The sequence below is a fragment of the Flavobacterium lacustre genome, assembly GCF_027474525.2.
Classification (GTDB): domain Bacteria; phylum Bacteroidota; class Bacteroidia; order Flavobacteriales; family Flavobacteriaceae; genus Flavobacterium; species Flavobacterium lacustre.
Window position 1 is genome coordinate 685,078 of the sequence record NZ_CP114882.2, and the last position, 23,198, is coordinate 708,275.

The following is a 23,198-nucleotide window of genomic DNA, read 5'->3' on the forward strand; positions in this document are numbered from 1 at the left end:
AGGTTTTATTTTTTAGATTAAAAAAACCCTTGGTCTTCAAAAGACCAAGAGCTTGATATCGTGACTTTTTTGCAAAGCAAAGAGAGCTCGAAGAGTTGATTACTTCGAATTAATAATTACTGTTTTATCTATCATTCACGAACCACCACCGGAAAGCTCCGCTCTTTCTATCCCGTCAACGTTCCTGTTGTTTCTTCCAGGAGGATTCTTCATTCCGGTAAAATTTTGAATTTTGTACGTAAGGGAGAACATCGCATAACGTTTTAAAATGGTATTTTCGTTGTCGCTGACTGATGTTGCCGAAATACTTCTTGTAATGCTTTGGTTTTGGTTTAAAACATCATATCCTTTTACCCGGGCTATAAATGTTTTACCTAAGAAAGCATAAGACAAACTAATATTCCACAGATAGAAATCTTGATTAATAGAATTGTATGTGTAACCAAAATCATTTCCCAAAGTCCAGTTTGAAAGCCAGTAGTTTGTGGTTTGAAGATTGATTCTATGAACAACATTCAATCTGGGATTAAGTGCTTTAATATCATATATAGTTTCGTTATACGAAAAATTATAAGAGGGGGCAATTGTAAAATATTCTCCATAATCGTAATTAAGATATACTCTTGGAGCTATTTCCATAGCTTTTGCACCATATAAAACACCATCCGTAAACCCTTTAGAAAAAAAATAATTTACATTTAATGCCAATCCGTAACGCAACAAATTAGATTCTTGTTTGATAGATTTATTCCAGTTACCACCTCCGGTAATAGAGTAAGTTCCCGATACGTTTTCATAATTAGTTGTTCTTTTTCTATCAACATCAAAAGTAGCAGAAGAAATTACATCATTATTATTGAAAGCACCGTTAACGAATAAGTTATAACCTGATCGTGTGCGAAGATCAGAATTTCTATAGTTCATATTTACACTATGCGTTTCGGTAGGATTTAAATTAGGATTTCCTATAACCGTATTTAAAGTATTAGATACATTTTCTATAGGAAGCAATTCTGAAGCCGACGGAAGGGACTGACTGTAGTTGTATCTGGCAGTTAAAAATTTAGATCGATCCATTTTGTATCTAATTTGTGCACTACCGTATGGCATGACATATTTTCTGTTCAAATTGATTGACTCACCTAGATAATTAGAGTTGTTGTCATATTGTACGATAGATGTTGTAGAATTAATATCAAAAGTAAATTTATTTTTTTCAAATCGAATTCCTGCCTTTGGCGCAATACTATTTTGTTTAGAAGTAATGAGAGTTGTCTGCCCCTGATTTAAATCGGAGTAAGCCCCATCCGCTGCATTAAATTCAAAGGATTTTGTATCATTAATCGAGTTTCGAAAATTGTATTCCACACCTATTTTAAAACGAATTGAATCACTTACAGGTTCTGTATATTCAATTTCGGCCGAATATGAATCACTGATACCGTTGCTTAAATTATTTTGCTTTCTTAAAATACTATCATTTCTGGTTAAAAAATTTGTTTTTGAATCTACAAACCCATTAGAACTCGAACTATTATTATTGTTATTAAATACTATACTTAAATTTTGTGCTTTTTTCTCGAATGATTTATTGAAGTTAATTGAGTTACTAAAGTTGTTTGTCTCATTTAAATTTATTGAATTTGACACGAAAGCATTTGTTTCTGTACCATCTTCTAGAGTAGAGAGACTATACGATTGGGGATTACTTCCTGAGACAGAAGTACTGAATTTTGGCGCAACAAACAATCGCATGGTTGGCGATATTTTATATTCTAATTCTACATTAACCTTATTACTGGTGTTTCTGTTGTCTGTTTTAGAGCTTGATTTTGTAATGAAATTACCATCAGGCCGAAAATTAAGTGAGTTTGATTTGCTTAAATTATCAGTATGTGTATCAGAATAATTGTAATTAGCATTTACCTGTAAATTACTAAATAGTTCATCAGAATAGTTCATTCCAAATAAATTTGATTTAGTAATTCCGCTGGCTTGACCTCTATTTACGGCTGTCCTTCTACTGTTTCGACCACCACCCATGCTGTCAAAGACTTCATCCATAGAGAACCCAGGAGCATTGATATTGTTAGAAGAACCTAATAGGCTTATCTTTCTATTATTATTAAAAAAGTTTACTATAAAACTAGATTCATACCGATCATCGGTTCCATAGCCTCCCAGAAATTTACCAAAATATCCTTTGTTTTTATCTTCGTCAATAGTTAAGTTGATACTAGAATTATCAGAGGCAGCTTGATCTTTAGAATATTCTTCTTTTTTGGTTTTAAAATCAGATACCTGAATTTTATTAATTATGTCTGCAGGAAGATTTTTTAATGCCATTACTCCATCTCGGTCAAAAAAGGGCTTTCCGTTTATTAAAACTTGTACTACTTCCTTACCATTTGCTATAATTTTTCCATCAGTGTCTATCTCAAGACCCGGAAGTTGTTTTAATAATGTTTCAACATTTGCATCAGGACGCACTTTAAACAAAGAGGCTTTAAATTCAATCGTGTCATTTTTAATTCGAACAGGAGGTTCTTGTCCTTTTATTGTAACCTCATTAAGGGTGTTCAATAGTTCAAAAAGATAGACTTTATTGAAATATTTGTTAGCTGTAAGATCTTTTAGTTCTTCAGTAAAGGTTTCAAATCCCATGTAAGTCACTTTTAAAAACACGGGTTTTTCATATTTTTTAACTACAAAATTGAAGTCTCCATTTTTATCCGTTAAAGTATATTCTAAAACTGTGGAATCTTTCACAGTTGTAATATATACCGAAGCAGATTCTAACGGAAGCTGGGTATTGATATTAAGTACTTTTCCTTTTAAAATAAAACTATTTTGTGCATTAACGTAAAAAGAAAACATAAGAACGAAAAGAAAATACAAACATCTACACATAATAATTTAGTTAAGTTTAACATAAGATGTTTAAAAAAAGAAAAGGTTTAATCTGAAGTATAGATCTTATTGACACACTGTATAAAACACTACTAATTTATTTTTTTTGGAGTAGGTCGGAATTCAAAAACACAAAAAACCCTCACATTAAAACTGAGGTTTAGTTCAGTTTCCTGCAAGGGTTTATCTATTTTAAATTTAATCTAGTCAATATTACTAATGACTATTCACTAAATTAATATCTGTAATATTCTGGTTTAAATGGACCTTCAACTGGAACTCCGATATAATCTGCTTGATCTACACGTAACGTTTCCAATTCAACACCAAGTTTAGCTAAGTGCAACATTGCTACTTTCTCATCCAAATGTTTTGGTAACATGTACACGTCATTGTTGTATGCCGCACTGTTTTTCCACAATTCGATTTGAGCCAAAGTCTGGTTTGTAAATGAGTTACTCATTACAAAACTTGGGTGACCTGTAGCACAACCAAGATTTACCAAACGACCTTCAGCCAAAACAATGATATCATTTCCAGCGATTGTATACTTGTCTACTTGTGGTTTGATCTCTACTTTTGATGCACCGTGGTTTGTATTCAACCAAGCCATATCAATTTCGTTATCAAAATGCCCAATGTTACAAACGATAGTTTTGTCTTTCATTTTTTCGAAATGAGAACCCAAAACGATATCTTTATTTCCAGTCGTTGTAATGATAATGTCAGCAGTTGCAATAACGGTATCTAATTTTTTTACTTCAAAACCGTCCATTGCAGCTTGAAGCGCACAAATTGGGTCAATTTCAGTAACCGTAACAATAGAACCAGCACCTCTAAAAGAAGCTGCAGTTCCTTTACCTACGTCACCGTAACCACAAACGATTACTCTTTTTGCAGCAAGCATAACATCAGTTGCACGACGAACCGCATCAACTGCAGATTCTTTACAACCGTATTTGTTATCAAATTTCGATTTAGTAACCGAGTCATTAACATTGATAGCAGGCATTGGCAATGTTCCCGCTTTTACTCTTTCGTACAATCTGTGAACTCCAGTAGTAGTTTCTTCAGATAATCCTTTGATTCCTGCAACTAATTCTGGGTAACGGTCAATAACCATATTTGTCAAATCTCCACCGTCATCAAGAATCATATTCAATGGTTTTCTGTCTTCACCAAAGAATAATGTTTGCTCAATACACCAGTCAAAATCTACTTCATTCAACCCTTTCCAAGCATAAACTTGAATTCCTGCAGCAGCAATCGCAGCAGCAGCTTGATCTTGTGTAGAAAAAATGTTACAAGAACTCCAAGTCACCTCAGCACCAAGAGCGATTAAAGTTTCAATCAAAACCGCAGTTTGGATTGTCATATGTAAACATCCTGCAATACGAGCACCAGCAAGTGGTTGTTCGTCTTTGTACTCCGCACGAAGCGCCATTAAACCTGGCATTTCAGCTTCTGCTAATTCAATTTCTTTTCTTCCCCAAGCCGCCAGGGAAATGTCTTTAACTTTGAAAGCCACATAAGGCATAGTTGCTGTACTCATTTATAGTATATTTGTAATTACTTCGTCCGTTTATCCGCCGCAGCGAACTCGGGTGAAAATTTTTTGCAAATTTACGTAATAAGTTTGCAATTTTACTAATTTCTAAAAGATTTATGAATTGTTTAATTCGCTAATCTTTTGAACTTTAGATAAATAATTTACATTAGAAGCTAATCCTGCTGTACACTATATCTTTTATGGCGAACACCGCCACAAAAGGATGCCGTTTCCATCAGGGCTAAAAATAACCAGACCAACAACATGCCTTTATTCAAAACCATAAACCACAATCCCAACACCCAAATCCTCATTTGGAAAATCACCGAACCTTTTTCGGAGTTATTCGAGCAGGTCACTTTAAACGAAACCAACGCGATTCGGTTAAACGGAATGAAATCCGAAATACACCAACGCGCTTTTCTTAGCGTACGAAAATTAATGAATCTTGCCGGCTACACCGACTTTGATTTGTATTACGACCGTTTTGGCAAACCTCATTTACATGACGGAAAACACATTTCCATCACACATTCGCATGAATTCTCTGCACTAATTATCAGCGACGAAACCGTAGGAATCGACATCGAATTGCAAAGAGAAAAAATCCTGCGAATTGCCGATAAATTTACAAATTCGGAATTTCATTATTTAGAACCCGAAAAATTACAAGACTATATCCGAAAACTAACCGTGATTTGGGGCGCCAAAGAAGCCATTTTCAAAATCCGAAATGAGAAAAGAATCAGCTTTAAAAACCACATCAAAATAAATACTTTCGAGATGGAACAAGAACAAACCACCGCCGAACTTCACTTTGACAGTCTGATCAAAGACTTCAAAATTTACTTTGAAGAACTGGAAAACTTCACTTTAGTTTATGCGCTTGAAAAATAATAGTTTTTATATGCCACGAATTCCCGAATTTTGGCAATCTGTTCTAAAAATAAATTAATCTGTTTTCGGCACTAAAAAAATCATGAATTCGTGACTACAAAAATGACAACTATTTATTCCGATATCTTAAAAGCAAAAGCAAAAAACGAGAAATTGCTCGCTATTCTACTCGATCCGGATAAAATCGTCTGGAGCACATTAGAAGATTTAATCTCAAAAATTAATCTGTCGCCAGCCACTCACATTTTCATTGGCGGAAGCCTTGTCAAAACCACAATTCTGGACGAACTAATCGTTCGCTTAAAGCAAAAAATCACTTTGCCAATTGTTCTGTTCCCCGGAAATCCTTCCCAAATTTCAGCCGAAGCTGATGCAATTTTATTTCTTTCTCTAATTTCAGGACGAAATCCGGATTATTTAATAGAACATCAGGTAAATGCCGTTCCAATTCTAAAGAAAACCAATTTAGAAATCATTTCAACCGGCTACATTCTCATAGAAAGCGGAAGCGAAACTGCCGTAGAACGCGTTAGTAAAACCAAACCTTTAGACCGAAATAACATTAATTATGTCGTTCAAACTGCACAAGCAGGCGAAATGTCAGGCAATAAATTAATCTATTTAGAAGCTGGAAGTGGCGCAAAAAAAGCCGTTCCGTTAGAAATGATAAAAAAAACTGCAGAAAACCTCGCGATTCCTTTAGTAGTTGGAGGAGGAATTATAGCTTTACAAGGCATAGAAAATGCATATGCCGCAGGAGCTGACATAGTAGTTATTGGAACTGCTTTTGAAAAAGATATTAATTTTTTTAATCCTAATACCACAACAAATGATTGAGTTTTTTTTGAACGCATACAAAGATGTCCCAATGAGCCAAATTGCATTAGAGTTTGTGGCATTTGTATTTGGCATTTTAAGTGTATGGTATGCTAAAAAAGAAAATATCTGGGTCTATCCAACCGGTTTAATCGCAACAATAATCACAACTTACTTACTCTATATTGCAGGATATTTAGGCGACATGATGATTAATGGATATTTCAGCATCATGAGTATTTACGGATGGTACAAATGGGCAAAAAAAGGAGAAGACGACATGAATTTACCCATTACAAGAACCAATATTAAAGAAAAAATAATAGGAGTTCTATTGTTTTTAATTACAATTTTTGTAGTTTTCGGCATCTATACGTACTATGACTACACGATTCATAAAGACAATTATGTAGACATTTTTACTTCCGGACTATTTTTTACAGGAATGTGGTACATGGCAAAGAAGAAAATCGAGAATTGGACGCTTTGGATTATTGGAGACTTAATTGTTGTGCCGCTGTATGCCTATCGCGGACTGGGAATGTTGTCCTTACAGTATTTAATTTTTACAATTTTAGCTGTTTCAGCTTATTTAGAATGGAAGAAAACCTTAAACAACTCCAAAAAACCGGAGCTACCGAAATTATAAGAATTGCCATTTTTGGACCTGAAAGTACAGGCAAAACTACATTGGCAAAACAACTCGCAGACCATTACAAAACGGTTTGGGTACCTGAATATGCCCGAGATTATCTTCAAAAAAAATGGGACAAAAACCAAAGCATTTGCGATATTGACGACATGCTTCCTATTGCTTATGGCCAAACAAAATTAGAAAATGACAGCGCATTAATTGCAAATAAATATCTTTTTTGCGACACTAATTTGATGGTTACCAAAGTGTTTTCGGAAATGTATTATGACTTTTGCGACACTTTACTGGACAAAGCTGCTCGTGCCCATCAATACGATCTTTTTTTTCTTACCGATATTGATGTGCCTTGGGAAAAAGATGATATCAGAGACAGTCCAGAAGGAAGAGAATCTATTTTTTCTGTTTTCAAACAGTCTTTAATTGACCATAAAAAACCATTTATTACATTGTCTGGTGACAAAGAAACCAGACTCAATACCGCTATTTCTATTTTGAATGATTTAGCATTAGCAAAGGAAACAGGAATTTCATCCCTAGATTTTGTTCAAATTTACAATCATGGAATTCCAATGCAAAACATTCAAAAACAATTGTCAATTTTTAAAGACGGAATTGCAAAAACAATTTTGGATCGACCTGCGACTATAAATGACGGAATTCTGAAATTATCTTCGGAAGATTTTGAGAAAAACGCGCTGTTTTTTGACACTAATAAATCAAATCTTATACTTGAAAAATTCGTTCCTGCCTCTGGAGCCGCTACGAGAATGTTTAAATTTTTAAACGAATTTCTGACTGAATTTGACATCAACAACGAAAGCGTAAATGCTTATATCAATCGAAAAAAAGACACAGAACTTTCCCTATTTATTATCGGAATGGATAAATTTCCGTTTTTTAAAGAGCTCGACAGCAAGCTTCGTTCAGAACACAAAGATTTTGAATCTTTAGATAACAGTTATAAAAATTATTATTTCATAAAACTCCTTTTACAATCTGATTATTTTGATTTTGCCAATAAACCAAAAGGAGTTCTTCCGTTTCACAAATATGCCGATCACATTGCTACGCCAATTGAAGAACATTTAAACGAATGTGCTTTATATGCGACGGTAAACGGAAATTCAAACCTTCATTTTACGGTTTCTAAAATACACCAAAAACAATTTGAAGCCATCGTAAATTCGACTAAAGATAAAATTGAAAAGCAATCAAACACCAAAATAAGTGTTGATTATTCCTATCAAAACCAAGCAACAGACACTATTACAGTTGATAGTAAGAACAACCCGTTTAGAGACAAAAACAACGAATTAGTTTTTAGACCGGGCGGACACGGGGCTCTGATTGAAAATCTGAATAATCAAGATGCCGATATTATTTTTATAAAAAATATTGACAATATTATTCAAAATAATGTCGAGACTGTTACTTTATGTAAGAAAGCATTGGCCGGGATTTTAATCCGATTACAGCAACAAGTATTTACGTATTTGAAAGCCATTGATACCAATCAAATCCATGAAAATGACATTGCGGAAATCATTACTTTTTTGAAAGAAGAGCTTCACATCGAAATGTCAAAAGGATTCCATAAATTTACTCTTGAAAATAAGATTTTAAAAATAAAAACAAAACTAGACCGACCAATCCGAGTTTGCGGAATGGTGAAAAACGAAGGAGAACCTGGTGGCGGACCATTTTGGATAAGAGACACAAAAGGCAAATTGTCTTTGCAGATTGTTGAAACTTCCCAAGTCGATTTAAGCAATCCTAAACAAGAGAAAATTTTAGCTAAATCGACTCATTTTAACCCTGTAGATTTAGTTTGTGGTATTAAAAATTACAACAAAACTAAATTTGATTTGACTCGTTTTATTGATCATGAAGCCGGTTTTATTGTTACCAGAAACACATCGGGCAAAGTAATGAAATCCTATGAATTGCCAGGATTATGGAACGGAGCGATGGCAAAATGGCTTACTGTTTTTGTCGAAGTGCCTTTAATTACTTTTAATCCGGTCAAAACCGTGAACGATTTATTAAAACCGGCACACCAACCTCATTAATTTTTACTGAAATAAATTCAGCTAAATGGAAACTCAAAAAATAATTTCGGAATTACAATATAAAGCTGTTCGCAGTAGTGGCGCGGGAGGTCAAAACGTGAACAAAGTATCCTCAAAAGTAGTTTTGACTTTCGATTTGAATGCCTCAAATGCATTGACCGAGGAAGAAAAAGAACGGATTAAATTGAAATTAGCTTCCCGATTGACTTCCGAAGATATCCTGATTTTGAATTGTGATGAAGACAGAAGTCAATTGAAAAACAAATCGATTGTAACGAAACGCTTCTTAGAACTCATCAAAAATGCATTGGTAATTCAAAAAATAAGGAAAGCTACAAAAATCCCTAAATCCGTGATTCGGAAACGGATAAAAGACAAAAAAAACGTCTCAGAAATCAAGCAAAACCGTAGAAAACCAAACCATGATTAATTCGAAATCAAGTTTTTTTCTAAGATAATAAATTTCAGAAATGAGTTAGAATTTGTTAAATCCTTTCACTTTTAAAATTTGTTCTTTGATTTCTGAACTTTTTAATTATACCTTTGCACTGTCTCAAAGGGGTGCTCTAAATAACGAGCTGAGATCATACCCAACGAACCTGAACAGGTAATGCTGTTAAGGGAAAAAATGACAAAAAAATAGCGTGCACACTATCGATTTGTCATAGGAAACAATCATTTATTAATTTAAACCAAAGAATAATTCCCCCTTTTATTCGTAATCTTTTTTACGGATGAATACTATTATTACAGTTACAAAGTACAAGAATCTGACTTATTACATGTCTTTTATCTTTCTTCTTGCCTCTTTTATCTCTTTTTCTCAAGTCAAAGACACTACCAAGGTAAATCAACTCGACGAAGTCTTAGTTTCGGCAGTTCGGGTAACTTCAAAAACGCCGGTAAGTTTTAGCAATTTGACTAAAAATGAAATTAAATCTCGAAATTTAGGACAAGATATTCCTATTCTGATGAATTATTTACCTTCGGTTGTTACCACTTCCGATGCTGGAAATGGCGTGGGTTATACCGGAATTCGAGTACGTGGAAGCGATGCAACTCGGGTAAATGTTACGATTAACGGAATTCCGTATAACGATTCCGAAAGCCATGGAACGTATTGGGTAAACATGCCCGATTTCGCCTCGTCATTAGAAAGTATTCAGTTACAGCGCGGTGTGGGAACGTCTACAAATGGTGCCGGAGCATTTGGCGCCAGCTTAAATATGCTGACCGATTCTTATGCAAAAAAAGCAACTGGCGAAATTTCGAACTCCATTGGTAGCTTTAACACACACAAACACACGGTGAAATTCAGTACAGGTTTGATGAACGATCATTTTGAAATTGCAGGTCGATTGTCAACCTTAAAAACGGACGGTTATATTGACCGAGCGAGTTCTGATTTGAAATCGTATTTTCTGCAAGGAACTTATGTTGGAAAAACCACTTTAATCAAAGCATTGGCTTTTGGCGGAAAAGAAAAAACGTACCAATCTTGGAACGGAACCGATGCCGAAACATTAAACAGCGACCGAACTTTTAACTCCGCTGGAATCTTTACGGACGAATCAGGTCAGACGCGTTTTTATGACAATGAAACCGATAATTACCAACAAGATCATTATCAGTTGCATTGGAACGAAAAACTAAACGAAAAATGGAGTACAAACCTGGCTTTTCATTACACGAAAGGAAAAGGTTTTTATGAAAATTACAAAGAAGATGCCGATTTTTCAGATTACGGATTATTGCCTCTTGGTACAGTTGTAACAACAGATTTGATTCGTCAGAAATGGTTGGATAATGATTTTTACGGAACTACATTTTCTGCTAATTACAAAGAAGAAAAACTAGATGTAATTTTTGGTGGTGGTTATAACAAATACGAAGGTGCTCATTTTGGAAAAGTAATTTGGGCCAGATTTGCATCTCAAAGTGAATTGGGAGATCATTATTATGATGATTTTGCTACCAAAACTGACGGAACTGTTTTTGCGAAAGTCAATTATCAAATTAGCGAAAAAATAAGTTTATTTGGAGATTTACAACTTCGAAATGTACATTACAAAGCCAATAGTTACGATACCGGATTAGTAAATGACAGTTTCAATTTTTTTAATCCAAAAGCAGGTTTAAACTATACTGTTAATGACAAAAGCACCTTATATCTTTCTTATGCAAGAGCCAATCGCGAGCCGAACAGAACCGATTATGAAGGCGGAAATGCTAAACCTGAAAAACTAAACGACTTTGAATTGGGTTGGAGATTTGAAGGCGACAAAGTAAAATTCAACTCGAATGTATATTATATGGCGTATAAAGATCAGCTGATTTTGACAGGAAAATTAGATGATGTAGGAAGTCCAATTCGTGCAAACAGTGAAAAAAGTTACCGTTTGGGACTAGAAGTTGATGCAACCATTTCGCTTTCAGAGGAATTTATGGTTCGTCCAAATTTTACTTTAAGCAGCAATAAAAATATTGATTTAGCGGTAGAAGGAGAAAACTACGGAACTACTGATATTGCCTATTCTCCATCGGTTATTGTCGGGAATATTTTAGTGTATTCTCCGGTTGATAATCTAAATATTTCTTGGTTACAAAAATTTGTTGGCAAACAATACATGAATAATATTGAATTACCTGCAGCAAAACTGGCTGATTATTTTGTTACTGATTTAAATATTGCCTACGAAATAAAACCTAAATCAGTCTTTAATTCGATTGTAATAACTGGTTTAGTCAATAATTTTCTAGACAAAAAATATGTTTCTAACGGATATATGTGGGATGTTTATCCGTATTATTATCCGCAAGCCGGAATCAATTTCTTAGCCGGATTAACGTTGAAATTTTAATTATTTTATTTTATAACTAAAAATCCTGATGGTTCGCTATCAGGATTTCTTGTTTAACTACAATTAATTATAAACCCGAAGCAGATTTCCGCTTACCTCCACCCGATATTGTTTCATTGGATATTGTTTGCCGGTAGCCAAACCTGTAAATAAATTATAAGAAGCATTGTCGCAAGCACAAACTGCATTAATCCCGTTTATTGTCATCGTAGAACAAGAACTCAAAGCTTGATTAGGACAAGCTGCATCAAAGGCATTAAAAGTCGTTCCCGAAGTATTAAAAATAATAATCCCTTTAGCACCCTGACCAGCATAATAAACAGAATTACTGACATAGCGAAGGTTCGAATAAGCCGGTAAATTCAAATTGATAGTTAACGCAACCGTATAATTAGGTATATAAGGATTACTGTTATTAAAATCATTGTTACTACACGAAAAGAACAAAGAAACAACAAGGAATAAAAGGATGTATTTTTTCATTTGTGAAATATGATGAAAGAATTGGTAAAACAAATTTAATTTTATTTACATTTGAAATGTATATGATTAACATATATTTATAGACTATAAAAAATAATAGTATCTTTGTGGAAAGAAATCCCGTCCTGATGGGATTTTTTCTATTTATATAAACGATGAAGTTATGAGTAAAGTATCTTATTACACCGCAGAAGGATTAAAAAAATTACGAGAAGAATTAGATTATTTAAAAAGTGTGATGCGTCCAAAAGCATCCGCAGATATAGCTGAAGCAAGAGACAAAGGTGACTTGTCTGAAAATGCGGAATATGACGCAGCAAAAGAAGCACAAGGCATGTTAGAAATGAGAATTGCCAAACTGGAAGAAGTACATTCTAATGCACGATTAATTGACGAAACTCATTTAGACGTTTCTAAAGTTTTAGTATTATCCAATGTAAAAATCAAGAACCAAACCAATGGAATGGAGATGAAATATACCTTGGTAGCCGAAAGTGAAGCCGACCTGAAAACAGGAAAAATCTCTGTAACCTCACCAATCGGAAAAGGATTACTAGGAAAAAAAGTAGGCGAAGTAGCCGAAATTACAGTTCCAAATGGTGTTTTGAAATTTGAAATTTTAGAAATTTCCAGAGACTAAACAGATACCGATTTAATTGATTCAAACAATTAACCCATTTCACAATGTCAAGTATTTTTACAAAAATCATAAACGGAGAAATTCCTTGTTACAAAATCGCCGAAGATGAAAACTTTTTGGCTTTTTTGGATGTAAATCCAAATGCAAAAGGACATACACTTTGTATTCCAAAACAAGAAATAAACAAAATCTTTGATATCGAAGATGATTTGTATATTGGTTTAATGCAGTTTTCCAAAAAAATTGCCATCGCCTTAGAAAAAACAGTTCCGTGTAAAAGAATCGGAATGGCAGTTATCGGACTTGAAGTTCCTCACGCGCACGTTCACCTGATTCCTTTGAACGAAATGGATGAAATTCGTTTTCAAAACAAAGTGTCCATGACAAAAGAAGAATTTGAAGCTTTAGCCAAAAGCATTCAAGCAAATTTGTAAGCCTAAAGTTCACGGATTAACACGACTAAAAATCAAAGATAATTCGTGAAATTTATTTGCATTTATACGAAATCTGCATTGTTGTGCCTTTCCCAATCTCGGAATTCAGCACTTTTATAGTTCCTTTGTGATACTCCTCAACAATTCTCTTAGTTAAAGAAAGTCCTAAACCCCAACCTCTTTTTTTGGTTGTAAAACCGGGTTCAAAAACCGTTTTGAATTGTTTTTTCTGAATTCCGCCTCCGGTATCCCAAACATTTATTTTTACATAATCACCTTCCTGAAACACTTCCAAATTTAATTTACCCTTGCCTTTCATGGCATCAATAGCGTTTTTTACCAAATTTTCTATAGTCCAACTGTGTAACGTAGGATTTAACGATACCATAATTGGATGTTCTGGCGCTCGATAAGAAAACTCCACTTGCTTAGAAAACCGCGATTGCAAATAATCATAAGATTGAAATGTTTCGGCGATGATATCTTTGGGTTCTAATTTAGGTTCCGAACCAATTTTCGAAAATCGATCGGTTATAGTTTGTAATCTGTCAATGTCTTTTTCTATTTCTAAAGTAGTGGATTCATCTACATTTTCAGCTTTCAAGAGTTCCACCCAACCAATTAATGACGAAAGTGGCGTACCAATTTGATGTGCCGTTTCTTTCGCCATTCCGGCCCAAAGTTTATTTTGGGTAGCCATTTTGGTACTTCTGTAAAAATTATAAACCAAAGCCCCAAACAAAACAATAATTAGCAACAAAGCAATTGGATAATATTTCAGTTTATTCAATAATGCGGAATTTCCGTAATATAAATTTTGTGATTTTCCAGGAGCATATTCAATGACAATAGGATCATTTTCATTTTTCAAATTGTTCAAAAAAGCAATCGCAAGCCTTTTATCTTTTACAACAGATTCCTCGATATTTACCGTATTAATGATGCTGTCATTCTCCGTAACTATAATAGGAATTGAAGTATTGTTACTGAATATTTGAAGAGGCAGTTCCACATCGGTATTTTCACCGGCATTTATCAATGTTTTTTGCGCATTTGCCCAAAGGTTCATTTTTAGACGCTCCTCATTTTTAAAAATTTGAAAAAAAGTATAAGTGTTCCAAAGAATCAAGGAAATGATCAAGAAAGAAGCAAAAATGATGACCCAACGGGTTGAAATTCTTCGTTCGAAAAAAGTCATAAATTAAAATTTTGATTATAAATATAACGAAATAATTATAAAAAGATTTTAGGCCATCCCGAAAGTATTTTTGTTAAAAAAAGAGTCGCTATTTTTATTTTTAAAAAGCGGCTCTAGTTTTTCAAACTTAATCGATTTGCTTACTTTTGTATGTTCCGAAACTTCTTTCAGGATAAAAAAAAATCGTATGATTACTATAGACCCTAAAAAAATTGAAACTGCAAAATTACAGGGCTATTTACAAAGTTCGGTAGGACCGCGACCTATTGCTTTTGCAAGCACTATTGGCACAAATGGAATTCCCAATTTATCGCCTTTTAGTTTTTTCAATGTATTCAGCGCTAACCCGCCCATTCTTGTTTTCTCACCAGCCAGAAGAGTTAGGGATAATTCTATAAAACATACCTTAATTAATGCCGAAGCAACGCGCGAAGTCGTTATTAATGTGGTGAATTATGACATGGCTCAACAAACTTCATTGGCCAGTACAGAATATGCACAAGGTATCAATGAGTTTTTAAAATCCGGGTTTACACCAATGCCTTCGGAACTGGTAAAACCCTACAGAGTTAAGGAATCTCCGGTGCAATTTGAATGCAAAGTAAATGAAATTATTGCTTTGGGAAATGATGGCGGAGCCGGAAATTTAGTCATTTGCGAAGTCGTGAGAATTCATATCGCCGAATCCGTTTTGGACGAAAATGGAGCTATTGACCAACATAAAATAGATTTGGTTTCGAGATTGGGTAAAAATTGGTATTCCAGATCAAATCAAGGACTTTTTGAAGTTGCAAAACCGCTGACAACCTTAGGAATTGGAGTGGATGCTATTCCGAATTTTATAAAAGAAAGCCCTATTTTCAACGGAAATTATTTAGGCATGTTAGGAAACATAGAAGCCTTGCCTACAACAGAAGAAGTTAGTATATTTGTAAAACAAAATTTTTCAGTAAAAGGAGTTTTAAGCTCAGATGACCAGGAAAAAGTACATTTGGAAGCCCGAAAATACCTGGACAATAACGACGTTATTTCTGCATGGAAAGTACTTTTGGCACAAAAAAAATAAAACCATAATAACAATTAAAAACAACAAAGATGGAAGTTACAGGGAAAATAAAAATGATTGACCAAACGAAAGAAGTTGGTTCTGCAGGATTCAAAAAAAGAGATGTTGTTGTTACAACAGACGAACAGTATCCACAACATATTTTGGTTCAGTTTGTTCAAGACAAATGTGACTTGTTGAATAATTTTCAAGCAGGAGAACCTGTAAAAATCGACATCAATTTAAGAGGTAGAGAATGGACAAATCCACAAGGAGAAACTGTATATTTCAATACTATTCAAGGATGGAGAATTTCAAAACTTCAAGCTGAAGCACCTTCTGCTCAAACACCGCCAATGCCAGCTGCTGAAGCTTTTGCACCGGCAACAAACCTTAACGAAGACGAACCGGACGATTTACCTTTCTAATCAAAAAAGGTTTTCTGATGATACACAAACCCGATAGCGTTACCGTTATCGGGTTTTATATTTTATCTATCTAAAACCAGACACAATAAGGCTTTCAGCATCTTATTTTATGCCAAAAAAACCATAATAAAGACGCTATAGCTCGTAAGTTTTGAAATTAATTCACTAAATTTGAGTTCGTTCTGTTTGCATCCAGTTGACTTGTTATTACACTTTAAAAACAATAAAAATGGAAAATAAAAACTTTTCAGTTACTTCAGATTTATTAGCTACTCATAGCCAGCGTTTTCTGAATTTCACTATCGACTTAGCTATTCAATACGCACTTCTGCTCGGAATAGGAACTACAATTACTATAATTGCCGATTTAACAAATAACTACGACTTATCAGAACGGATTAAAAACACTGATGTAATAGAGCAAAGTTTAGTTGGAATTATAATTGGGCTTTTTTATTACAGCCTGACCGAGATTTATTTCTCCCGGTCCTTGGCCAAGTATTTTACAAAAACAATTGTGGTGATGAAAGATGGCTCAAAACCAGACAATAAAACTATTTTTATGCGCACTTTCTGCCGATTAATTCCAATTGATATTTTTACCTTTTTAGGATTTTCTCCAAGAGGTTGGCACGATAGAATTTCTGGAACTTATGTAGTAAAAAAACATCCTTTTGTCGAAAAAAAAGAATGGACATAATTCCTTAAAAATCATATAAAAATAAATACCTTTATAAAACAGCTGTCCTATTTGATGGCTGTTTTTATTTTACAACAAATCATCTTTCTCTTTGTACATTTGTGCATCAGAAATCAAATGAAAACTTAAATATAAATCCAAGTATGAACTGGGAACAACTTTTATCATTAAAAAGACAAGGCGACAAAGGCAAAAGATTACGTGTAGAACAAGACGACACCCGCTTGGGTTTTGAAGTCGATTATGACCGAATTATCTTTTCCTCCGCTTTTAGAAGTTTACAGGATAAAACCCAGGTTATTCCGCTTTCTAAAACTGATTTTGTGCACACCAGATTAACGCACAGTTTAGAAGTTTCGGTGGTAGGACGTTCTTTAGGACGATTGGTTGGTAAAAAAATAATCGAAAAATATCCGCATCTCAAAGAAGTTCATGGCTATCACATGAATGATTTTGGAGCTATTGTAGCTGCGGCCTCGTTGGCCCACGATATTGGAAATCCTCCTTTTGGCCATTCGGGTGAAAAAGCTATTGGCGAGTATTTTTCTATTGGAAACGGACAACAATTTAAAGACCAATTATCCGCAAAACAATGGCAGGATTTAATTGATTTTGAAGGAAACGCCAATGGTTTTTCGGTACTTACAGCAAGTCGTCCGGGAATTGAAGGCGGACTGCGCATTTCATATGCCACTTTAGGTGCTTTTATGAAATACCCGAAAGAAAGTTTGCCTAAAAAACCAACCAAAAATATCGCAGATAAAAAATATGGCTTTTTTCAAACCGACAAAGCATTTTTTGAAAATGTCGCTGCCGATATGGGAATGATTCCAAATAAATCAGGCGACGATATTGGTTTTGAAAGACATCCTCTAGCCTATTTGGTCGAAGCTGCCGATGATATTTGCTACACCATAATTGACTTTGAAGATGGAATCAATTTAGGACTGGTTCAAGAAGAATTTGCTTTAGAATACTTGATAAAACTGGTCAAAGACGCCATTGATACCGCCAAATACAAAACACTGACGACCAAAGAAGACCGTATCAGTTATTTGAGAGCTTTAGCAATTGGAAGTTTAATCAATGATGCCGTGAAAGTTTTTATCGAAAATGAACCTGACATCTTAAACGGTAATTTTCCGTATGCTTTAACCGATAAAAGCAAGTTCAAAGCACAAATGGATGACATTATCAACATCAGCGTCAAAAACATTTATCAGAGCCGAGAAGTAATCGAAAAAGAGATTGTAGGGTACCAAATTATTCAAACTTTATTGGATAAATTCATAACGGCATTTAACAATAAATACAACGGAACAGCTTCCAATTACGACAAATTAATTTTGAAGATGTTACCCGAAAAACATGATTTAGAAAAAGACAATGTCTACGAAAGATTGCTTCACATATGCCATTATGTTTCCATGTTAACCGATGGAAACGCATTAGAATTATACGACACGATTAACGGCAGAAAAAAAACCTAATTAGATTCACTAATTAGGTTTTTTATATTTTCATCTGAAAAAGAATATATTCCAAAGACTATTTCGCTCGAATTACGAAATAATTTTTCTTTCCGCTTTGCAATAAAACAAATTGATTATTGATTAAATCTTTGGTTGAAAGAACGAATTCTTCGGTTACTTTTTCTCTATTCACCGAAATCGAATTAGCAGTCAACGCTCTCCTCGCCTCACCATTTGATTTAAAAAATCCTGTTTTTTCGTTTAGAACAGTTACAATGTCAAGTCCGGTTTCAATTTCTGATTTTTCAATTTCAGCTTGAGGAACTCCGTCAAAAACTTCTAGAAAAGTAGCTTCGTCTAATTGTTTCAAATCATCGGCAGTTGCATTTCCAAAAAGAATTCCAGATGCCTTAATAGCGTTTTCCAAATCTTCCTTAGAATGAACCATTACGGTAATTTCTTCGGCTAAACGTTTTTGTAACAAACGCAAATGTGGTGCCTCTCTATGTTTTTCGGTTAAAACTTCAATTTCTTCTTTCGATAAAAAAGTAAAAATCTTAATGTATTTTTCCGCATCAATATCGGAAGTATTCAACCAATATTGGTAAAATTTATAAGGTGAAGTTCTGGCCGAATCCAACCAAATATTTCCACCTTCAGATTTCCCAAACTTAGTTCCATCCGCCTTAGTAATCAACGGACAAGTCAAAGCATACGCTTTTCCGCTGGCAATTCTGCGCACTAATTCGGTTCCAGTTGTGATATTTCCCCATTGGTCGCTTCCACCCATTTGAAGTGTACATTTTTTTTCTCTGTACAAATGCAAAAAGTCATATCCTTGAACCAATTGGTACGTAAACTCCGTAAAAGACATTCCTTCGGCAGCTTCTGAAGACAATCGTTTCTTCACAGAATCTTTCGCCATCATATAGTTTACGGTAATATGCTTGCCCACATCACGAATGAAATCCAGAAAAGAAAAGTTCTTCATCCAGTCATAATTATTTACTAATTCAGCAGCATTGGCAGCATCTGAAGTAAAATCTAAAAAACGGGACAATTGTCCTTTTATAGCTTCTTGATTGTGACGCAAAGTAGCTTCATCCAATAAATTTCTCTCATTTGATTTTCCTGACGGATCACCAATCATTCCTGTCGCACCACCCACTAAAGCTAATGGTTTATGCCCGGATATTTGAAAATGCTTCAACAACATCACACCAACTAAATGGCCTATATGCAATGAATCTGCAGTTGGGTCAATCCCCACATATGCCACACGCATTTGCTCCATCAAGTGTTCTTCGGTGCCTGGCATAACGTCGTGGAGCATTCCTCTCCAAGTCACTTCTTCAATAAAATTCTTCATCTTTTCAATCAATTTGCGCAAAGATAGTAATTCGAAAAGCAATGACAATATCAATTTCAATGGCAATAGCAATAACAAGGACAAAAAATACAATAAAAACGTTGCTCCCTTGCGACTTCGGACCAAAATAGTATATTTACAAAATGGTTTTAGTAACAGGAGGAACAGGTTTAGTTGGCGCGCATGTATTGCTTCATTTAATTGAAAATGGAGAAACAGTCCGTGCCATTTATCGAACGCCTTCATCTGTCAAAAAAACCAAATCCCTTTTTTTACTGTACCAAAAAGAATCTTTATTTGATAAAATCCAATGGATTGAAGGTGATATTATGAATATTCCGTCTTTAGAAATTGCTTTCCAAGACATCGAATACGTATATCATTGCGCTGCTTTAATTTCTTTTGACCCAAAAGACGAAGATATAATCCGGAAAACGAATATTGAAGGGACTGCAAACATTGTGAATTTTTGCATTGCCAAAAACATCAAAAAACTTTGTTTTATCAGTTCAATTGCTGCTCTTGGCGACATTGCTCCACATGAAAAAATGATTTCTGAAACTACCGAATGGAATCCGGAAAAACCACATAGTGATTATGCGATTTCAAAATACGGAGCCGAAATGGAAATTTGGCGTGGACAACAAGAAGGATTACCTGTAATTATTATTAATCCGGGCGTTATTCTGGGCCCAGGTTTCCGGGAACAAGGAAGCGGTAAAATTTTTACGGAAGTTGCTAACGGATTGCGATTTTACACTCTGGGAATTACTGGATTTGTTGCCGTAACAGATGTCGTTCGAATAGCATTTGACTTAATGAAGAGTGAACTTGTAAACGAACGCTTTACTTTAGTTGCCGAAAACATGGTATTTAAAGACGTATTAGAAAGTATCGCAAAAAGTTTTAAAGTCAAAAAACCAACTCTTCATGCCAGTCCTTTTTTTATGGAAGTTTGCTGGAGAATCGATTGGTTTCTATCCAACTTTTTGATGCAAAAAAGAAAATTGACACAAGCAACGGCAAAATCATCTTATTCGAAAAATCTGTATTCAAACGAAAAAATTAAAACCACTTTAAACACTGATTTTAAAGACATTAAAACCTACATACAAGAAATTTCGCTTCTCTAATCGAGCTTTTTTCTACGATTCAATTCTAAAGAATCCGTTTTTTTCTTCAAAGCTGATTTCGCTTTTTTAGTTTCCTTTTTTTTCTTTTTTTCCGCTTTAATCAAGGCTTCAACAGCAAGTTTCTTTTGATCTAATCGCTTAGTCATTTGCTCAAACATGTTTTTATATTCTTCATAATCTGAAGCATAATACACATTACTTTGCGCAAATTGCAGGCTGTCGACTTTATATTTTTTATAAATATATTGCTTTGGACTTATTTTATTGGAATCTAATATTGCAGGACTTTGATATTTAATGGCTTCCAATAATGACAAATCATACATAATATTGACCATAACGTCTTTTTCTATAAGCCGATTTGGTTTTTTAACAACCTCTTCTTTACAACTTACAAAAACCAAAAGCACGACTAAGACTACTATTTTTTTCATTTTGCTTTTTATCTATCAAATAACAAACGCTTTCCGGCACGAATTTCTTTTACTTTAAAAGCGCTGTAAACCAATTGTCCGTTTACAAAAGTATGGGTAATTCTGGATTTAAAAGTAAATCCTTCAAACGGAGACCAACCACATTTTGCCAAAATATTTTCTTTTTTCACACTCCAAGGCAAGCCTGAATTTACAATCACTAAATCAGCATAATACCCAACTTTGATAAAACCACGTTTTTCTATTTTGAAAATCTTAGCCGGATTGTGACACATTTTTTCGACAATTTTCTCAATACTGATTTTTCCTTGATGATATGCTTCAAACATAGCCACAACAGCATGTTGCACAAGCGGACCTCCTGAAGGTGCATTAAGATAAGATTGTTTTTTTTCTTCTAAAGTATGTGGTGCGTGATCGGTAGCAATCACATCAATTCGATCGTCAAGTAAGGCTTCCCAAAGCACTTTACGGTCATTGGCCGTTTTTACTGCTGGATTCCATTTTATCAAATTGCCTTTGGTGGCGTAATCTTCATTGGTAAACCACAAATGATGAATACAAACCTCGGCAGTAATTTTTTTATCTTCTAATGGGATTTTGTTAGTAAACAAATCCATTTCTTTGGCAGTAGAAAGATGAAATATATGCAAACGAGCACCAGTTTTCTTGGCAAGAGCAATCGCTTTTGAAGAAGAAATATAACAAGCTTCCTCACTTCGAATAAGGTGATGCACCGTTACAGGAACATCTTCTCCAAACTCTTCTTTATATTTTTCAAGATTATTTTTGATGGTTGTTTCGTCTTCACAATGCACCGCAATAAGCATTGGCGTACTGGAAAAAATCCTTTCTAAAGTCGCTTCATTATCCACCAACATATTTCCGGTTGAGGAGCCCAAAAATATTTTGATTCCGGCAACATTCTTTGGATTTGTTTTTAAAACTTCTTCCAAATTATCATTGGTAGCCCCCATCATAAACGAATAATTCGCATACGATTTCTCAGAAGCAATTTGGTATTTTTCTTCTAGAATTTCCTGCGTCACCGCATTGGGAACCGTATTGGGTTGTTCAATATAGGAAGTAATTCCACCCGCAACAGCCGCTCTCGATTCTGATTCTATGTCTCCTTTGTGCGTCAGACCCGGTTCTCTAAAGTGTACTTGATCGTCAATTGCACCGGGAATTAAATAATTTCCTTCGGCATCGATGATTTTACATTGGGAAGATTTGGGACTTATGCTTTCTGAAATTTCAACAATTAAGTCATCTTCAATTAGTACGTCACCTTCAAAAATCGTTCCTTCATTTACTATCTTGGCATTCTTAATTAAAACCCTGTTCATCGTATCTTTTTCTTATAATGTGTTGACTAATTTCTTTAATCGAAGTGCAATAACTCCAAAAACCGCTTCGATAATAATCGAGTTACTCATCTTGGATTGCCCTTTGGTTCGGTCTGTAAAAATAATGGGGACCTCAACAATTTGAAATTTTTTACAATAGGTTCTGTATTTCATTTCAATTTGAAAAGCATAACCCACAAATCGTATTTTATTTATATTAATTCCTTCGAGCACCTGTCTTTTATAACAAACAAATCCTGCGGTGGCATCATGAATTTTCATTCCGGTAATGATTCGTACATAAACCGAAGCAAAATAAGACATCAATACTCGGCTCAAAGGCCAATTGACTACGTTTACACCCGTAACATATCGAGAACCAATCGCTAAATCAGCATCTCCAAAATGACAGGCATTATATAATTTTTCTAAATCAGTTGGATTATGACTAAAATCAGCATCCATTTCGAAAATAAAATCATATTTCCGTTCTAATGCCCATTTAAAACCATGAACATATGCCGTTCCCAAACCTGATTTTTTTGCTCTTTTTTCTAAAAACAATCTTCCTTCAAATTCCGATTGAAGCAATACTACTTTGTCCGCAGTATGATCTGGCGAATTATCATCAATAATTAGAATATGAAAAGGTTTGTGTTGCGAAAGCACCGATCTGATAATGCTCTCGATGTTTTCAATTTCGTTATAGGTTGGGATTATAACAATACAATCGTTCATATTTTGAGTAATTTCCTC

21 protein-coding genes are annotated in these 23,198 nt (G+C 34.5%); 13 read left to right on the forward strand and 8 right to left on the reverse strand.

The features are described 5' to 3' along the window. Window positions 1–135: 135 nt before the first annotated feature. On the reverse strand, window positions 136–2,877 hold the full coding sequence (locus O6P34_RS03140) for an outer membrane beta-barrel protein (protein ID WP_269685874.1): 2,742 nt from the start codon (window positions 2,875–2,877) through the stop codon (window positions 136–138). A gap of 268 nt (window positions 2,878–3,145) precedes the next feature. Further along, window positions 3,146–4,462, reverse strand: a complete 1,317-nt coding sequence (gene ahcY, locus O6P34_RS03145; RefSeq protein ID WP_269685875.1) for an adenosylhomocysteinase — start codon at window positions 4,460–4,462, stop codon at window positions 3,146–3,148. A gap of 261 nt (window positions 4,463–4,723) precedes the next feature. On the opposite strand from ahcY, the gene O6P34_RS03150 reads away from it, so the two are divergent. The 6 genes from O6P34_RS03150 to O6P34_RS03175 all read left to right on the forward strand — a co-directional run bounded on the left by O6P34_RS03150 (window position 4,724) and on the right by O6P34_RS03175 (window position 11,757). Then, window positions 4,724–5,356 carry a 4'-phosphopantetheinyl transferase family protein gene (locus O6P34_RS03150; protein ID WP_269685876.1) on the forward strand — a complete coding sequence of 211 codons (633 nt, stop codon included), beginning with the start codon at window positions 4,724–4,726 and terminating at the stop codon, window positions 5,354–5,356. Between the two features lie 102 nt (window positions 5,357–5,458). Then, window positions 5,459–6,193, forward strand: a complete 735-nt coding sequence (locus O6P34_RS03155; protein WP_269685877.1) for a geranylgeranylglyceryl/heptaprenylglyceryl phosphate synthase — start codon at window positions 5,459–5,461, stop codon at window positions 6,191–6,193. Then, entirely contained in the window at window positions 6,186–6,821 is a 636-nt protein-coding gene (gene pnuC / locus O6P34_RS03160; protein ID WP_269685878.1) for a nicotinamide riboside transporter PnuC, read from the forward strand. Before O6P34_RS03155 ends, pnuC begins: the two co-directional genes overlap by 8 nt. Next, entirely contained in the window at window positions 6,770–8,896 is a 2,127-nt protein-coding gene (locus tag O6P34_RS03165) for a DUF4301 family protein (protein ID WP_269685879.1), read from the forward strand. The genes pnuC and O6P34_RS03165 overlap by 52 nt, the downstream gene beginning before the upstream one ends. 25 nt (window positions 8,897–8,921) lie before the next feature. Continuing rightward, a complete protein-coding gene (gene arfB / locus O6P34_RS03170) occupies window positions 8,922–9,326 on the forward strand; it encodes an alternative ribosome rescue aminoacyl-tRNA hydrolase ArfB (protein WP_269685880.1) in 405 nt (134 codons plus the stop codon). Window positions 9,327–9,630: 304 nt separating this feature from the next. Next, window positions 9,631–11,757: a TonB-dependent receptor gene (locus O6P34_RS03175; RefSeq protein WP_432419584.1), complete on the forward strand. Its 2,127-nt coding sequence runs from the start codon at window positions 9,631–9,633 to the stop codon at window positions 11,755–11,757. A gap of 63 nt (window positions 11,758–11,820) precedes the next feature. Here the strand turns inward: O6P34_RS03175 and O6P34_RS03180 are convergent, their stop codons facing one another. After that, on the reverse strand, window positions 11,821–12,240 hold the full coding sequence (locus tag O6P34_RS03180) for a Rieske (2Fe-2S) protein (protein WP_269685881.1): 420 nt from the start codon (window positions 12,238–12,240) through the stop codon (window positions 11,821–11,823). A gap of 163 nt (window positions 12,241–12,403) precedes the next feature. Between O6P34_RS03180 and greA the strand changes: the two genes are divergently transcribed. Continuing rightward, a complete protein-coding gene (greA, locus tag O6P34_RS03185) occupies window positions 12,404–12,880 on the forward strand; it encodes a transcription elongation factor GreA (protein WP_269685882.1) in 477 nt (158 codons plus the stop codon). Between the two features lie 44 nt (window positions 12,881–12,924). Next, the gene (locus O6P34_RS03190) at window positions 12,925–13,314 is read left to right on the forward strand and encodes an HIT family protein (RefSeq protein ID WP_269685883.1); all 390 of its coding nucleotides are present in this window, start codon (window positions 12,925–12,927) and stop codon (window positions 13,312–13,314) included. A gap of 52 nt (window positions 13,315–13,366) precedes the next feature. On the opposite strand, the gene O6P34_RS03195 is transcribed toward O6P34_RS03190, so the two are convergent. Continuing rightward, window positions 13,367–14,512 (reverse strand): sensor histidine kinase, encoded by a 1,146-nt coding sequence (locus O6P34_RS03195; protein ID WP_269685884.1) that lies wholly within the window; start codon window positions 14,510–14,512, stop codon window positions 13,367–13,369. A gap of 187 nt (window positions 14,513–14,699) precedes the next feature. On the opposite strand from O6P34_RS03195, the gene O6P34_RS03200 reads away from it, so the two are divergent. The 4 genes from O6P34_RS03200 (at window position 14,700) to O6P34_RS03215 (ending at window position 18,175) form a co-directional block, all read left to right on the forward strand. Continuing rightward, window positions 14,700–15,578 (forward strand): flavin reductase family protein, encoded by an 879-nt coding sequence (locus O6P34_RS03200; RefSeq protein ID WP_269685885.1) that lies wholly within the window; start codon window positions 14,700–14,702, stop codon window positions 15,576–15,578. Window positions 15,579–15,607: 29 nt separating this feature from the next. Beyond that, window positions 15,608–15,985, forward strand: coding sequence for a DUF3127 domain-containing protein (locus O6P34_RS03205; RefSeq protein ID WP_269685886.1), 378 nt, complete (start codon window positions 15,608–15,610; stop codon window positions 15,983–15,985). 229 nt (window positions 15,986–16,214) lie between these two features. Then, on the forward strand, window positions 16,215–16,685 hold the full coding sequence (locus tag O6P34_RS03210) for an RDD family protein (protein ID WP_269685887.1): 471 nt from the start codon (window positions 16,215–16,217) through the stop codon (window positions 16,683–16,685). Window positions 16,686–16,828: 143 nt separating this feature from the next. Continuing rightward, entirely contained in the window at window positions 16,829–18,175 is a 1,347-nt protein-coding gene (locus tag O6P34_RS03215) for a deoxyguanosinetriphosphate triphosphohydrolase (protein ID WP_269685888.1), read from the forward strand. A gap of 58 nt (window positions 18,176–18,233) precedes the next feature. On the opposite strand, the gene tyrS is transcribed toward O6P34_RS03215, so the two are convergent. Further along, window positions 18,234–19,526 carry a tyrosine--tRNA ligase gene (gene tyrS / locus O6P34_RS03220; RefSeq protein ID WP_269685889.1) on the reverse strand — a complete coding sequence of 431 codons (1,293 nt, stop codon included), beginning with the start codon at window positions 19,524–19,526 and terminating at the stop codon, window positions 18,234–18,236. 143 nt (window positions 19,527–19,669) lie between these two features. On the opposite strand from tyrS, the gene O6P34_RS03225 reads away from it, so the two are divergent. Continuing rightward, entirely contained in the window at window positions 19,670–20,659 is a 990-nt protein-coding gene (locus O6P34_RS03225) for an NAD-dependent epimerase/dehydratase family protein (RefSeq protein ID WP_269685890.1), read from the forward strand. On the opposite strand, the gene O6P34_RS03230 is transcribed toward O6P34_RS03225, so the two are convergent. From O6P34_RS03230 to O6P34_RS03240, 3 genes are read right to left on the reverse strand one after another with little or no spacing between them, the layout of a single operon-like run. Further along, window positions 20,656–21,093, reverse strand: a complete 438-nt coding sequence (locus O6P34_RS03230) for a DUF4296 domain-containing protein (RefSeq protein WP_269685891.1) — start codon at window positions 21,091–21,093, stop codon at window positions 20,656–20,658. The two genes, O6P34_RS03225 and O6P34_RS03230, sit on opposite strands and share 4 nt — an antisense overlap. 8 nt (window positions 21,094–21,101) lie before the next feature. Beyond that, complete coding sequence (locus tag O6P34_RS03235) at window positions 21,102–22,442, reverse strand: dihydroorotase (protein ID WP_269685892.1); 1,341 nt, start codon at window positions 22,440–22,442, stop codon at window positions 21,102–21,104. 12 nt (window positions 22,443–22,454) lie between these two features. Further along, window positions 22,455–23,180, reverse strand: a complete 726-nt coding sequence (locus O6P34_RS03240; protein ID WP_269685893.1) for a polyprenol monophosphomannose synthase — start codon at window positions 23,178–23,180, stop codon at window positions 22,455–22,457. Window positions 23,181–23,198: the final 18 nt, after the last annotated feature.

Bases quoted from the DNA above. Each gene is read 5' to 3' on its own strand.
- O6P34_RS03140 (WP_269685874.1), bottom strand. From the start codon at position 2,877: ATGTTTTCTTTTTACGTTAATGCACAAAATAGTTTTATTTTAAAAGGA.
- ahcY (WP_269685875.1), bottom strand. From the start codon at position 4,462: ATGAGTACAGCAACTATGCCTTATGTGGCTTTCAAAGTTAAAGACATT.
- O6P34_RS03150 (WP_269685876.1), top strand. From the start codon at position 4,724: ATGCCTTTATTCAAAACCATAAACCACAATCCCAACACCCAAATCCTC.
- O6P34_RS03155 (WP_269685877.1), top strand. From the start codon at position 5,459: ATGACAACTATTTATTCCGATATCTTAAAAGCAAAAGCAAAAAACGAG.
- pnuC (WP_269685878.1), top strand. From the start codon at position 6,186: ATGATTGAGTTTTTTTTGAACGCATACAAAGATGTCCCAATGAGCCAA.
- O6P34_RS03165 (WP_269685879.1), top strand. From the start codon at position 6,770: ATGGAAGAAAACCTTAAACAACTCCAAAAAACCGGAGCTACCGAAATT.
- arfB (WP_269685880.1), top strand. From the start codon at position 8,922: ATGGAAACTCAAAAAATAATTTCGGAATTACAATATAAAGCTGTTCGC.
- O6P34_RS03175 (WP_432419584.1), top strand. From the start codon at position 9,631: ATGAATACTATTATTACAGTTACAAAGTACAAGAATCTGACTTATTAC.
- O6P34_RS03180 (WP_269685881.1), bottom strand. From the start codon at position 12,240: ATGAAAAAATACATCCTTTTATTCCTTGTTGTTTCTTTGTTCTTTTCG.
- greA (WP_269685882.1), top strand. From the start codon at position 12,404: ATGAGTAAAGTATCTTATTACACCGCAGAAGGATTAAAAAAATTACGA.
- O6P34_RS03190 (WP_269685883.1), top strand. From the start codon at position 12,925: ATGTCAAGTATTTTTACAAAAATCATAAACGGAGAAATTCCTTGTTAC.
- O6P34_RS03195 (WP_269685884.1), bottom strand. From the start codon at position 14,512: ATGACTTTTTTCGAACGAAGAATTTCAACCCGTTGGGTCATCATTTTT.
- O6P34_RS03200 (WP_269685885.1), top strand. From the start codon at position 14,700: ATGATTACTATAGACCCTAAAAAAATTGAAACTGCAAAATTACAGGGC.
- O6P34_RS03205 (WP_269685886.1), top strand. From the start codon at position 15,608: ATGGAAGTTACAGGGAAAATAAAAATGATTGACCAAACGAAAGAAGTT.
- O6P34_RS03210 (WP_269685887.1), top strand. From the start codon at position 16,215: ATGGAAAATAAAAACTTTTCAGTTACTTCAGATTTATTAGCTACTCAT.
- O6P34_RS03215 (WP_269685888.1), top strand. From the start codon at position 16,829: ATGAACTGGGAACAACTTTTATCATTAAAAAGACAAGGCGACAAAGGC.
- tyrS (WP_269685889.1), bottom strand. From the start codon at position 19,526: ATGAAGAATTTTATTGAAGAAGTGACTTGGAGAGGAATGCTCCACGAC.
- O6P34_RS03225 (WP_269685890.1), top strand. From the start codon at position 19,670: ATGGTTTTAGTAACAGGAGGAACAGGTTTAGTTGGCGCGCATGTATTG.
- O6P34_RS03230 (WP_269685891.1), bottom strand. From the start codon at position 21,093: ATGAAAAAAATAGTAGTCTTAGTCGTGCTTTTGGTTTTTGTAAGTTGT.
- O6P34_RS03235 (WP_269685892.1), bottom strand. From the start codon at position 22,442: ATGAACAGGGTTTTAATTAAGAATGCCAAGATAGTAAATGAAGGAACG.
- O6P34_RS03240 (WP_269685893.1), bottom strand. From the start codon at position 23,180: ATGAACGATTGTATTGTTATAATCCCAACCTATAACGAAATTGAAAAC.